The organism is Aeromonas popoffii (genome assembly GCF_037818705.1).
GTDB lineage: Bacteria > Pseudomonadota > Gammaproteobacteria > Enterobacterales > Aeromonadaceae > Aeromonas > Aeromonas popoffii.
Map to the genome: position 1 here is coordinate 4,861,825 of NZ_CP149129.1, position 12,762 is coordinate 4,874,586.

Annotated in this window: 9 protein-coding genes; 1 reads left to right on the forward strand and 8 read right to left on the reverse strand. The window is 54.2% G+C overall.

Going from position 1 to position 12,762, the window contains the following annotated elements:
- Positions 1–11: 11 nt before the first annotated feature.
- From rsmG to WJM78_RS22650, 5 genes are all read right to left on the reverse strand, one after another.
- Entirely contained in the window at positions 12–638 is a 627-nt protein-coding gene (rsmG, locus tag WJM78_RS22630; protein ID WP_108535733.1) for a 16S rRNA (guanine(527)-N(7))-methyltransferase RsmG, read from the reverse strand.
- A 21-nt stretch (positions 639–659) separates the two neighbouring features.
- Positions 660–2,549 (reverse strand): tRNA uridine-5-carboxymethylaminomethyl(34) synthesis enzyme MnmG, encoded by a 1,890-nt coding sequence (mnmG, locus tag WJM78_RS22635; protein ID WP_339012359.1) that lies wholly within the window; start codon positions 2,547–2,549, stop codon positions 660–662.
- Between the two features lie 509 nt (positions 2,550–3,058).
- Positions 3,059–3,508 (reverse strand): FMN-binding protein MioC, encoded by a 450-nt coding sequence (gene mioC, locus WJM78_RS22640; protein WP_339012362.1) that lies wholly within the window; start codon positions 3,506–3,508, stop codon positions 3,059–3,061.
- An 890-nt stretch (positions 3,509–4,398) separates the two neighbouring features.
- On the reverse strand, positions 4,399–5,718 hold the full coding sequence (locus tag WJM78_RS22645) for a type II toxin-antitoxin system HipA family toxin (RefSeq protein ID WP_339012365.1): 1,320 nt from the start codon (positions 5,716–5,718) through the stop codon (positions 4,399–4,401).
- Complete coding sequence (locus tag WJM78_RS22650; RefSeq protein WP_017410478.1) at positions 5,718–5,972, reverse strand: helix-turn-helix domain-containing protein; 255 nt, start codon at positions 5,970–5,972, stop codon at positions 5,718–5,720. The genes WJM78_RS22645 and WJM78_RS22650 overlap by 1 nt, the downstream gene beginning before the upstream one ends.
- A gap of 538 nt (positions 5,973–6,510) precedes the next feature.
- Between WJM78_RS22650 and WJM78_RS22655 the strand changes: the two genes are divergently transcribed.
- Positions 6,511–7,134: a recombinase family protein gene (locus tag WJM78_RS22655; RefSeq protein ID WP_042878565.1), complete on the forward strand. Its 624-nt coding sequence runs from the start codon at positions 6,511–6,513 to the stop codon at positions 7,132–7,134.
- A 561-nt stretch (positions 7,135–7,695) separates the two neighbouring features.
- Here WJM78_RS22655 and WJM78_RS22660 read toward each other — a convergent pair.
- The 3 genes from WJM78_RS22660 to rhuM are packed head-to-tail and all read right to left on the reverse strand — an operon-like array spanning position 7,696 to position 12,752.
- Complete coding sequence (locus WJM78_RS22660; RefSeq protein ID WP_339012369.1) at positions 7,696–8,445, reverse strand: SprT family zinc-dependent metalloprotease; 750 nt, start codon at positions 8,443–8,445, stop codon at positions 7,696–7,698.
- 6 nt (positions 8,446–8,451) lie between these two features.
- Complete coding sequence (locus WJM78_RS22665) at positions 8,452–11,736, reverse strand: type I restriction endonuclease subunit R (RefSeq protein WP_339012371.1); 3,285 nt, start codon at positions 11,734–11,736, stop codon at positions 8,452–8,454.
- Positions 11,733–12,752, reverse strand: coding sequence for a virulence RhuM family protein (gene rhuM, locus WJM78_RS22670; RefSeq protein ID WP_042047690.1), 1,020 nt, complete (start codon positions 12,750–12,752; stop codon positions 11,733–11,735). Before rhuM ends, WJM78_RS22665 begins: the two co-directional genes overlap by 4 nt.
- Positions 12,753–12,762 lie beyond the last annotated feature (10 nt).

Sequence of the window (12,762 nt, forward strand, 5' to 3'; positions counted from 1 at the left end):
AAACTGCGACCCTATTCGGGCTGGACATGTTTAAATTCCAGCAGATGACGTTCGCCTTCCAGTTCCGGCACCACCAGTTGATGGGAGGCGACCAGACGTATGTTGGCAGGCAGTTGAGCCAGCTCGGGCCCGGGGTATTGCCCCTTGAGCGCCAGGAAGCTGCCCTGGGCCGACGGCAGATGATGACACCAGGTCAGCATGTCCTCCAGCGAGGCAAAGGCCCGACTCAGTACACCATCAAACCCGACGTCGGGTTGATACTCTTCAACACGGGATTTGACGGGTGTCACATTGGTCAAGCCCAGCTCCTGGATCACCTGGCGGATGAAGTTGATCCGCTTGCCCAGACTGTCCAACAGCACGAACTGCTTGTCCGGGTTGATGATGGCCAGCGGCAAGCCAGGCAGCCCTGGACCGGTCCCCACATCGATGAAACGTTCACCGTGCAGGTGAGGGCTCACCACCAGACTGTCGAGGATATGCTTGACCAGCATGGCGTCCGGATCACGCACCGAGGTGAGATTGTAAGCCTTGTTCCACTTGTGCAGCAACTCGACAAGCTGAACCAACTGGGTCTTTTGGGTGTCGGTGATAACAATACCGGCCTGCATGAGCAGGCCGTTCAATCTTTCCAGCATGTTTTCCAACGGTAAGAATCCTCAGGCGGTTTTGCGCAGCAGGCCGTGTTTTTTCAGGTGAACCAGCAGGATGGAGATGGCAGCCGGGGTGATGCCGGAGATACGGGAAGCCTGACCTATGGTCTGTGGCCTGGCATCGCTCAGCTTGGCGATCACCTCGTTGGAGAGACCGTTGACGTCGCGGTAGTTCATGTCCAGCGGCAAGAGGGTGTTCTCGTTGCGCAGCTGTTTCTCCACCTCGTCGTGCTGACGTTCGATGTAACCGGCGTACTTGATCTGGATCTCCACCTGATCGGCGGCGGCGCGATCGCTCAGTGCCGGCCCCACCCCCTCGATAGCCATCAGCGCATCGTAGGTCACTTCGGGACGACGCAGCAACTCTTCCAGACTTTGCTCGCGGGTCAGCGGGGCATTGACCAGGGCGTTGACCGCCTCCAGCGACGGATGCTGCGGGTGGATCCAGGTCGAACGCATGCGCTGTTGCTCCAGCTCCACCTGTTCCATCTTGGCGTTGAACTTGCCCCAGCGCTCGTCATCCACCAGACCCAGCTCGCGGCCGATGGCGGTCAGACGCAGGTCAGCGTTGTCTTCCCGCAGCAGCAAGCGATATTCGGCGCGGCTGGTGAACATGCGGTAGGGCTCGCGGGTCCCCAGGGTGGAGAGATCGTCCATCATCACGCCCATGTAGGCCTGATCCCTGCGCGGATGCCAGGGATCCTTGTCCTGGGCACGCAGACCGGCGTTCAAACCGGCCATCAGGCCCTGGGCCGCAGCCTCTTCGTAACCCGTGGTGCCGTTGATCTGGCCGGCGAAGAACAGGTTGCCGATGCACTTGCTCTCCATGTTGGCCTTGAGATCCCGTGGATCGAAGAAGTCATATTCGATGGCATAGCCGGGGCGGGTGATATGGGCATTTTCGAAACCACGAATGGAACGCACTATCTGCACCTGCACGTCGAATGGCAGGCTGGTGGAGATCCCGTTCGGATAGAGTTCGTGGGTGGTCAGGCCTTCCGGCTCGACAAAAATCTGGTGCGCCGTCTTGTCCGCGAAGCGGGTGATCTTGTCTTCGATCGACGGGCAGTAGCGCGGGCCTATCCCTTCGATCACCCCGGCGTACATGGGGCTGCGATCCAGATTGTTGCGGATCACATCGTGGGTACGCTCGTTGGTGTGAGTGACGTAGCAGGGCACCTGACGGGGGTGCTGGCTGGCGTCGCCGATAAACGAGAAGACGGGGCGCGGATCATCGCCGTACTGGGCCTGCATGACGGAGATATCAACGCTACGGGCATCGATCCGCGGCGGTGTACCCGTCTTGAGACGATCGATGCGCAGCGGCATCTCGCGCAGCCGTTGAGCCAGGGCGATCGAGGGAGGATCCCCGGCGCGGCCGCCCTTGTAGTTTTCCATCCCGATGTGGATCAAGCCATTCAGGAAGGTGCCTACGGTCAGCACCACCGTCTTGCCGCTGATGCGGATCCCGCTCTGGGTGACCACACCAGCAACACGATCCCCGTCCATGATCAGATCATCACAGGCTTGCTGGAAGATCTTCAGGTTCGGGTAGTTCTCCAGCATCTGACGTACGACGGCTTTGTAGAGCAGTCGATCCGCTTGAGCACGGGTGGCTCGTACCGCGGGCCCCTTGGAGGAGTTCAGGGTACGGAACTGGATCCCGCCAAGATCGACGGCTCGCGCCATGATCCCGCCGAGGGCGTCAACTTCCTTGACCAGGTGTCCCTTGCCGATCCCGCCGATCGCCGGATTACAGGACATGTGTCCCAACGTATCGATATTGTGGGTCAACAACAGGGTATTCAGACCCATACGGGCTGCCGCTGTTGCTGCTTCGGTTCCTGCATGACCGCCACCGACGACGATCACATCAAATTGTTCATGGTATTGCATTGGGGATCACCTTGATCTGCACGTCTGAAGATCGTTGTTTGCCTGGGCTCAGGGGCGGAATATTCTATCTGTTTCGCGCCCTGAGGGGAACGTCTACTTAACGGTCAGTATGGAGGGAGGATCCACTTAATAGATCTTAAGGATCTTTAGATCGATCTTTTATTGGATCTTTTATTAGGATCCACCATTTCTGTTGATAAGCGCTTTTTGATCATAAAGATCATCTGGTTAAAGGTGATCTCAGCTTGTGGAAAAGCTTGGATCCTGACCCCGTGAACAGGGGGATAACCAGTGCTTTTATACACAGGAGGCTAGCGGGCTGGATCTCATACATGGATAACTATAGGTTTTGCAGAGCTTTACACGGTAGTTATACACATTACCCCCGGTCGTTGTGGGTAAACATGTAGAACAATTTGTCAGGATCAATCTGTTAATAACCTGGTGGATAGCGATCGGGGGATAAACGGGGAGATCAAGGCTTTTCTGCAGGATCTCCCTGGCCCTGATCAGGCGATCAACGGCATCCAGCTCTGGATCCAGGCTTCGGCGGCATCTTCCGGGATCTCGTGTTGGGTGACATCGATGTCGAGACGATCCCCGATCCGGCTGGCGCCGCACTCTGCCAGTAGCCGATCCAGCGTCTTGCCACCCTGACAAAAGGTGTCATAACTGCTGTCGCCGAGGGCGATCACGCCATATTTCAAGGCATTAAGATCCGGATGCTGCTCGGCAAGATCCTTGGCGAAGGGTTGCAGGTTGTCGGGTATGTCACCGGCACCGTGGGTGGAAGTGATCACCAGCATGATGGCGTCCGGCTCGGCGAGCACCTCGCCCAGCTTGGCCGGATTGTGGATCTCGGCCTGATGGCCCGCTTGTTCCAGCAGGTGGGCGACGTGGTCTGCGACATATTCGGCGGCGCCCAGCATGGAGCCGACGACGAGATTGAGTTTGGCCATGGAATGGATCCTGAAAAATGCGGAACCCGGATTCTACCGCCAAAGGGTGTGGATAAATATGGATAAAGCTTGGGGATAATGGATCCAGCCAGATAATGCAGCCGGATCAATCCCGGCGATCTTTCTGCAGCCTCTCTGAATTTCTTCCTAAATAGTAGTTACCTTACGAGTCCTGTTATGTTGTGACGCGTGCACTATTGCTGAAATCAGGTTTATGGTTTGGCTTTTACATGGGTTGTTTTATGTACAAACAATGCCTCTGCTGTTCATTGTCTTCGATCATCCATGCGGCCGAGCTGGCATCAGACAACCCCGTTTGGCTGATTAAAGGCGTGCTGATTGCTCCATCGTAGGCCGTTTTTGCTCATGGTATCAGCCAGCAGATCCTCTTTCCGCTGGCGGTGCCGGTCGGGTTGGTTTCCGCCCTGTTAGGGGGCGCTTACTTCATGCGGTGTCTGCGCCGCTTCCCGGTTTTAGGATGAAAAACGCACAAAAAAAGCCCGGGAAGAACCCGGGCTTTTTACTGTTTGCCGTACCGACTTATTTGCCGATGCAGAATGTAAATAATCTATTATATTCAATATGTTAGTGACTTTTCGGGGGCCGCTTGGGGTAAAAGTAACTAAAACAGCATATTGAGAGACCGCTCACGGGTTTCTGCTATCGTGCAGCGTTCCCACATAGTCCATTCTCAATCGTGCCGCCTTCCCATATGAATCAATGCGAGGCCCCCACATGCAGTCAAAGCCGCCTTTTAGGTGCGTTTTGAGCGTATTTTGAACCGACTATAGCATCGCTTGGTGCTTGGAAAGCCGCTTTTACTCTTCGAACCGTGCAAGCTTCCCATAGGTAGTTTGGCTAACCGTGCAATCATCCCACATACAGCCAATTTAATCCCAGCCCTTTATCAGCCTGGCTGAGCGGGCTTTTAGGCCCTCTAGAATGGTGCTGCTGATGGTATCGGGGAAGTCTGCTGGCAATTGCTGGGTAACGCGCTTAATAACATCATCAACGGAGTTGGCCAGTTCTGTCAGGATCTCTTCCATAGCAGAACGCTCAAATCCCACAGTTTTCGCCATTTGGAAGAAATGACGCGGGAATATCTGCTCAATGGCGTACTTCTTTCCCTTGCTGCTTGCTAGGCCCATAGCGAGCCTGGCGTCCCTTCGGTTGAGGCCTCGGCCGCCAAACACTGGATAGACAGATAGGATGTCGTAAAAAGGGGTCAGGCGAAAACGCCCTTCCGGTTCAATAAAGACTGAGAAATTCTTTGCATGACCATCGGTAGCTGCCAGCAGCCAGAACAGGACCTGAGATTTCATGAACAGGTAGCGATCCTGTTCTGGTGTCGCAGAGCCCAGCAAGGTTTTCATGATGTCAGTGATCCCTGGTCCTCCATGGCTCTCGTATTTCCGTGCTGACGGAACATTCAATACCTGACAGAAATCCTCTTGGGGAAGGCGCATGATCCAGCTGCGATCGGCAGCGTAACGTCTGTCGAAGCGTTCCACAGCCAGTGCTTTGACCTGGCCAACTTGCATCATGAAGCAGTGAGGTACGGGTAGACCAAACTCCTTGGCAATCAGAGTGCAGAGATATTCGTTTTCTACGCTCTGGGAGAGGTCTATCGAGTAGGAGTGGCTTTCAATCTTGCCGATAGGGAGTTTGATAATGTGGGTTGTCGGCGTTGCTTTGAGTGGCAAGTACCAACGGCCATCGATATAGAGCAGCGCAGTCTTTTCTTGCGCCCCGGCGATAGAGATCCGGAACTCCTCTTGCTCCCTGACCATCCCCAAAGGGATTCCTGATTTGTAGCTGGTCAGGATCTGCTCGAGCTCGTCATCGGAAAGTGCCTTGTAGTCGATTCGCCTGACATCTGGAACATCGTGCCCTTCGGTAACCAGCTGTAATGCCCCTACGCTATCCTGGCCAATGCAACTGAGCAGATCGAAGGGCTGGGTTGATGCCGCTTGATAGCGTGCTACAACCCTGTTTCTCACCTCCGCATTATCTGGCAGCAGGTTGTCGAAGAAGTTATAGGCTTCATCGCCCCGGTAGGTCTGATGGCGCAATGGCATGGAGAGTGAGATCGGACGGCTGCCCGGTTGTGCTAGCCATGACTCATGGTACTGAAACTGATGGGCGCCGCTGGTAGTTTTGGTGAATGTGCCTACCCGATAGCCGTTCATATAGACAGCCAGATTGGCCATTACCACTCCTCCTTCCAGCCCGATGCCGGACTCTCGGATGACTCATTGCGGGGTTTGATATCCACTGACAATTCGAGTGCTGCGAGGATCTTGAACAGGGTTTCCAGCTTGGTGGACTCAGGATTGAGCTCGAAGCTGGAGACTGTGTCTTGCCTAATCCCCACTTTCTCGGCCACTTTGCCTTGAGAGAGCTTTTGAGAAAGCCTGGCATCCTTGATACAGGCGCTCAGCTGCTTGGCGCTGGTTACTTTCATGATTCGACAACCTGGTAGCGTGCCTTCTTCCAATTTACACGCTATGGCAGGTATATCAATATTTACCTGTTATAGGAGGTAAATGTAACTTACACGCTGTAGGCGGTATCTAACATTTATCCCCTATAGCGGGTAAGAAAACAGCAGACGGGGAGATTACCAAGCCATGGGGTAAAGAACTGCCGCGCTACGCTTGGCTGCTGGCTTGTTCGGTGAGTCGAAAAGATGACTCACCTCAAAGCCCAGCTTCTGTAGATTTCCTCCTTTGGCATCCCATTCAGCAGATCAGGAATGGTGAGCAACGTCGCTTAAATACTCAAATACAACTCAAAAGCGACTTTGTGATGACGGATCACACTTAAAGTTTGTGCTGTCAGATCAAAAGGCTATCGAAAGGTTGTGTTTCGATCGTCATGTGGTGGTTCTAAAAAGGTATACCCCATAAAAACCACCCAATACCCTCTCGAAAACCATATTGAAACCACTTATATTGAACCAATAATTAGGAACCACTTTAAACAGACTGATGGGGTTTTCAATGTTCATACGGGCGTATTTACGTGCATCGACTGTGGAACAGGATGCTGAGCGGGCACGAGAGCTGCTGATTGGTTTTGCTGCTGAGCATGGCCATCAGATTGCCAGTTTCTATGTAGAGAATGAGTCGGGGGCGACGCTGGACAGGCCTGAGCTTATGAGGCTGATCCGCGACGCTGCAGATCGTGACATTGTGCTGGTAGAGCAGATTGATCGTCTGGCCCGTCTCAATCAGACGGATTGGCAAACATTGAAGCAGTTGCTAGCTCAGAAACAGCTCTCCATCGTTTCTCCGGAGCTTCCGACTTCCTGGGTGGCGTTACAGGGGGACAGCCGCTCCGAGTTCACCAGCGCCATCTTGCAGGCTGTAAATGGCATGCTGCTGGATATGCTGGCAGCCGTCGCTCGCAAAGACTACGAAGATCGCCGACGCAGGCAACAGCAGGGTATTGCCAAGGCCAGGGATGAGGGGAAATATCGCGGTCGCCAGAAAGATGAAAAGAAGCGTCAGCACATCGCACAGTTGTTGAGCACCGGACACAGCTACTCGGTGATCCAGGAAATGTTGGGCTGCTCCCGCCATCTGATTTCGTGCGTGGCAAAAGAGGTCCGTTCAGCAAAATAGCGGGTCATTTATCCGAGGCATCCATGTGACGCTTCTCGATATACAGCCATGCAGCAAAGGCGCCAAACCCTATCAGGAATGAAAACAGGAGGATCAGGATGACGATGCTGTTCATGGTGATGGCCTCAGGTGTAGCGGATAAAGGATGCAATCAGGTGATCGTGTGACCAAACTCCATATCACCATGGACTCCGCTCAGGTAAAAATCAACAACTAACTGAAAGTATTGAACTTTGTACGTTAGTGACAAACATGGCGGTGTGGAATCTCGCAGGATGTGGGGCCATGAAATGAGCCTTGTCATTCTCAACCAATTCCTATCCAGTTTCTTTCCACATAACTATCTATCTGGAAAAGTGGCGCGAATTTTCCACATAGTGGAATGCCAGTTCAGAACGAGTTATGTGGAATTCTGCTCGAAGACTTCCTATCTATCTGGAAACTTCGGGCCGTTTTTCTCTCTGGAAAATTGGTCATCTTGTTTGAAGGGATGATGGACCTTGGTGTGCTGGAATTGATGGGGGCGGATTCCTATCTATCTGGAATTTTGCCCCTCATATTTCAGGATGTCAGCAGTCGGTGGGCCATCCCGTCGAGCCGCTGTTTGGTCTTCTCCCAGGTCGGCATCACCTGACTGAGCAAGCGCCAGAATCGCTCGCTGTGGTTGTGCTCGGCAAGGTGGCAAAGCTCGTGGAGGATGACGTAATCAATGCACTCTCTGGGGGCTTTTACCAAATGAGGATTGAGAGTGATCCGGCCATTGGGTGAGCAGCTTCCCCATTGGGTTTGCATATTCAGCAGGCGTAGAGGAGGGCGATCCACAACCCACAAGGCTTGTTCCAGCATGGCATCGAGACGTTTGGCGAAAAGCTCTCTGGCGCGGGTTCTATACCACTGGGTCAGTTGAGCCTTCACTGTCTCGGGTCCTGGCTGCCTGACGGATACCTCCAGCTTGCCTCGCAGCAGTTTGACCCCTTGCACACTGCTTGGTGCAACGATGACCTTGAGCAAGTATTGCTTGCCAAGATAAAGGTGACTCTCGCCACTGACATAACGGCGTGGCGTCACATGTTCCAACTGCTGACGAAAGTCACGCAACTGTTCGTAGATCCAGCGGGCACGTTTTTTTACCGCCGCAAGCACCTCTTCATCTGGCGTTTGCGGCGGGGCCATCACTTCAACCCGGCAGTCAGGATGTACCTTGATCAGCAGTTTGCCTGCCTGGGGTCTGGTGAGCCGTTCGAACCGGATGAGCTCGCCGCCATAGGAAAAGTGCTGGAGCCTATTGGCCATGTTGCTGGAGGTACTCATCTGCAGTTACATCCCACTGTGACCAACTCGGGTAATCTGCACGACCATTTTCACCATGCGCTTGGCTTGATCCATGCCACAGCCGATGGCCTTGCACTCGGTGAACAGCAATGGCAGCAGCTTCTTGCGAATATCGGCTTCAATATTTTGCGGGTTGATAGAGTGTTCAGCGACCGAGGCATCAACCAACCGGTCGATCTCGAAAGCGAGTTTGACCCACTTTTCTTCAACCTGAGCATCCTGGCTGTCAAACAGTTGTGGCAGGTTCTTTTTGAAGACCCCGAAGTAGGCCTGAGCATGGCGGTTAGTGCCAAACGCATCAGGCATATCGTTTAGGCGGCGTTCCTGAACCTGCTCTTCAAACTCGCGGAACAGCATGTACTGCTTGAGAGGGTGATCAAACAGTTTTTCCGCCTCTTCAATGGCGAGGCGCAACAAGGTTGAGAAAGACTCCTGAGCATAAGGGTCATCCCTGAGATCCTGCTCAATCATGCGCGTGACGCGAGTCTTGATGATGTCAGTCTCGTTGCGGGTCTTCTCTTTGCTCCACTCTTCCGGCGGTTTTTGCAGTCCCATCTTGCCGACTTCATACACACCACCGGGCTCTTTGACCTCGACGCCAACCACATGCTTGTCGAGCAGCTTTTTCACCTGCTGGGCGTACTCGTCGTAGTCGACTCGTTCACCTGCATCCTGTTGCACGGTTTGCCGCAGGCTGGAGAACTGCTGCAGCGTTTCTTTGTAGTGGCGGCGATCCGCTTCGGTAAAGGCGGTGTCCTCGAAGAACGAGGCCGACTGCAGAGCCACTTTCAGGCAACTGGCAAAGCGGGAGAGCGCCTCATAGAAGTCTTCACGCACCTTAAGGTGCACATCCACCAGCGCTCCCTCTACCTCTTCCATTCTGGGGACCAACACCTGGCGCAGTTGCTCTATGTCCTGCTTGTTCTTCACCCCGGCAAAGATGCTCCACAGATTCTTGTAGAGCTGTGGCAGGCGCTTGTATTCGGAGCTCATCTGGTTGTAGAGGCCGGCGATGTCGTCAAGGTCGTAGCCGCCCTGAGTGCGTGAGGCGAGATCCTGATACTTGGCGATAGTGGTATCTAGCTCCGAGAGAATGCCGCGGTAGTCGATGAGCAAGCCAAACTCTTTGTCCGGGTGCAACCGGTTAACCCGGGCGATGGCCTGGATCAGGTTGTGTTCCTTCAAGGGTTTGTCGATGTAAAGCACCGTATTCTTGGGCTCATCGAAACCGGTCAGTAACTTGTCTACCACGATCAAGAGCTTGAGCGGATCATCCTTGTCGGCGAAGCGTTCGATAATCTGCTTGGTGTAGAGCTGCTCATCCTGGCTACCCACGTTATCTTTCCACCATTGCACGACCAGAGAGAGGGTAGATTCATCAACATCGGTATTGCCCTCCCGGCTATCGGGGGAGCTGATAACAATGGCGGATTCGAACAATCCAACCTCATCGAGATATTGCTTGTACTTGATGGCGGAAGATTTGCTGTCGCAGGCGAGCTGACCTTTCAGCCCTTCCGGAATGTTTTTGTCGAAGTGTTCGGCTATGTCGCGAGCGATAAGCTGGAGCCGGTCATCGGCTTTGTAGAGCTCACCCTTGCGTGTGTATTTGCGCTTCAGGTCAGCCTTTTGCTCCTCGGTCAGGTTGGTGGCGATGCGGTTAAAACCGGCATCAATCGCCCTGTCGTTCACATCGAGATCCGGGATGCGTTCTTCATAGAGCAGGGGGGTGACCGCCTTGTCCTCAACGGCTCGCTGCATGGTGTAAGCGTGCAGGATGGGGCCAAACTTGTTGGTCGTCTTGTCGTTTTTCAGTAGAGGGGTGCCGGTAAAGGCCACAAAGGCGGCATTGGGCAGGGCCAGTTGCATGCGAATGTTGTTTTCGCCCCCTTGGCTACGGTGCCCCTCATCAATCAGCACGATGAGGTCCGGGCTCTTATTGACGCACTCAGGCAATTTGGTAGCAGTGTTGAACTTCTGGATCAGCGAGAAAATGATGCGCTCGGTACCCTTGCCAATTTGCTCGGCCAGTCGCTTGCCCGAGGTGGCCATCGCCGCGTCCTTGTCCTTCTTGCCAGCCAGTTCACCACTGGATGAGAAGGTCTTGCTGAGCTGGCTTTCGAGATCCACCCGGTCGGTCACGACAATGATGCGACAGGCTTTCAGAGCATCATGCAAGATCATCGCCTTGCTCAGGAAGACCATGGTGAACGACTTGCCTGATCCTGTGGTGTGCCAGATCACCCCGCCTTGGCGGCCGCTATCAGGGCGCTTGTGGCTGATCCGCTCGATCAGTCGCTTGATGCCGAACACCTGCTGATAGCGGGCCACTATCTTGCCGGCTTTCTTGTCAAACAGGGTAAACAGACGGGTTATCTCCAGCAGCCGATCAGGTGACAGCAGGCTGATTAGCAGCCGATCCTGGTCCGTCACCGCCAACTCGCCGGCGGCCAATAGGGTCTGGTACCAATCCAGTGTGGCCGTTGGGCGATGATCAAACAGTGTCGAGAGGGCATCTTGGGGAATCGGCCGATTCTTGATCTCGGCCATCTGCGCGTCGCTTATGTCCTCTTCACGCCAGGCAGCCCAGAATTTTTCCGGTGTGCCGCAGGTGCCATAGCGTCCTTCGATTCCGCTGATAGAGAGCAGCAACTGGCTATAGGCGAACAAGTGCGGGATCTCACCGTGTAGCTGGTTGCGAATAGTCTGGGAGATCCCTTCTTTGACTGTTGGCCCCTTCTTGGCGTTGCTATCCGGGCGTTTCGCCTCGATCACCGCCAATGGCAGGCCATTGACGAAGCAGACGATATCGGGACGACGCGACTCTATTCCCCCGGCTCGGGTGACATGAAACTCTTCGGTAAAGGTGAAGCGGTTATTGTGCGGCTGATGCCAGTCGATCAGGGCAATGGTCGGGCTCACCTTCTTGCCGTCAATGAATTCGGTGACCGACATGCCGTAGATCAAATGGTTATAGATCCGTTCATTGGCGGTCATCAGCCCTTCGTTAAGCGCTGGATTACACAGCTCACTCACCAGATTGTCGACCGACTTGGCTGAAAGCGGATACCTCTTGCCAGCATACACAAAGCCGCGTTTGCTCAGCTCCTCGCGCAGAATCTGGCTCAGCACGACCTGGTCATATTTATTGTTACGGGCCACCAGTGCCTGCTTGGGGGGCAGAAAAGTCCAGCCCTGCTGGGTCAGCAGGGTCAGGGCCGGGATCTTGGCACTGTACTCTTCCTGGAATTTTGGCGCGGGGTGAGTCATGGCCTGTCCTTGTGTTGCTTGCTCATACGCTCGGCGAGCTGTTCCAACTCACGCAGTTCTTTTTGATCTTCGGCTATGGCTTCTTGCTGCTTGCGCTGACGGTCAAATGCTTCGTATCGCTCATAGGCGATTTGTTCCATCTGCTTGCGGCTGACCTGACCGGCATTAGCCAGCAGCGGTTGCTCATTGAAGGTCATAAACTTGTCGAGGTAGTCACGCCACTCTTTGATTCGCAGGTGCTGTCTGCTTTTGGCCCGGAACTCGGCAAAGTCGAAGAACATGCTGACCAGCCTATTCAACTGCTCTAGCTCCTCTCCCTGCAGGTAGTTTTTAGCTATGACGACATCGGCCTTACGTACCCGTTTCCCGGCAAAACTGCGGAGATTCATATTGGGTTGCCCCGGGTCGGCGCGCAGAACGATCAGCTCGGCGGCGGTGTGGCCCGTGACGGCATAAAACAGCTTGTTTTGTACCTCGGCAAACAGCAACTGGGTCTCTTGCTCGCTGGCTCGATAATCTTCTGCCAAGGTGAACAGGTCACGAACCTTCTGATAGAAGCGCTTCTCCGATGAACGTATGTCGCGGATGCGCTCGAGCAGCTCATCGAAGTAATCCCACTTGGGATCCTTAAGGCGCTCATCATCCATGGCGAACCCCTTGGTGAGGTATTCACCAAGTGTCCGTGTAGCCCATTGGCGGAATTGGGTGCCTCTAGTCGAGCGTACCCGATAGCCGATAGCGACGATCATCGGCAGGGCATAGAGTTGCAGCCGCCGCCTGACTTGACGCGCCCCCTCAGTTTTAACTGTCAAGTCTTCCTTGACGGTTAGATTTTGAACAAGCTCACCCTCATCCAGAATGTTCTGAACATGCAAACTGATATTTTGTTTGGTGGTCTGATAGAGCTCGGCGATCTCCTGCTGGGTTAGCCATACCTGACCCCCTAGCTCACGTAGTACAAGTTGGGACTCGCCATCGTCGGTGGTATAGAGGATCAGATCATTGCTGCTATTCATCCCGGGCTCC

What these genes read in the sequence shown, in the direction of transcription:
- rsmG (WP_108535733.1), bottom strand. Translation starts at nt 638, where the DNA reads ATGCTGGAAAGATTGAACGGCCTGCTCATGCAGGCCGGTATTGTTATC.
- mnmG (WP_339012359.1), bottom strand. Translation starts at nt 2,549, where the DNA reads ATGCAATACCATGAACAATTTGATGTGATCGTCGTCGGTGGCGGTCAT.
- mioC (WP_339012362.1), bottom strand. Translation starts at nt 3,508, where the DNA reads ATGGCCAAACTCAATCTCGTCGTCGGCTCCATGCTGGGCGCCGCCGAA.
- WJM78_RS22645 (WP_339012365.1), bottom strand. Translation starts at nt 5,718, where the DNA reads ATGGCCAATCTGGCTGTCTATATGAACGGCTATCGGGTAGGCACATTC.
- WJM78_RS22650 (WP_017410478.1), bottom strand. Translation starts at nt 5,972, where the DNA reads ATGAAAGTAACCAGCGCCAAGCAGCTGAGCGCCTGTATCAAGGATGCC.
- WJM78_RS22655 (WP_042878565.1), top strand. Translation starts at nt 6,511, where the DNA reads ATGTTCATACGGGCGTATTTACGTGCATCGACTGTGGAACAGGATGCT.
- WJM78_RS22660 (WP_339012369.1), bottom strand. Translation starts at nt 8,445, where the DNA reads ATGAGTACCTCCAGCAACATGGCCAATAGGCTCCAGCACTTTTCCTAT.
- WJM78_RS22665 (WP_339012371.1), bottom strand. Translation starts at nt 11,736, where the DNA reads ATGACTCACCCCGCGCCAAAATTCCAGGAAGAGTACAGTGCCAAGATC.
- rhuM (WP_042047690.1), bottom strand. Translation starts at nt 12,752, where the DNA reads ATGAATAGCAGCAATGATCTGATCCTCTATACCACCGACGATGGCGAG.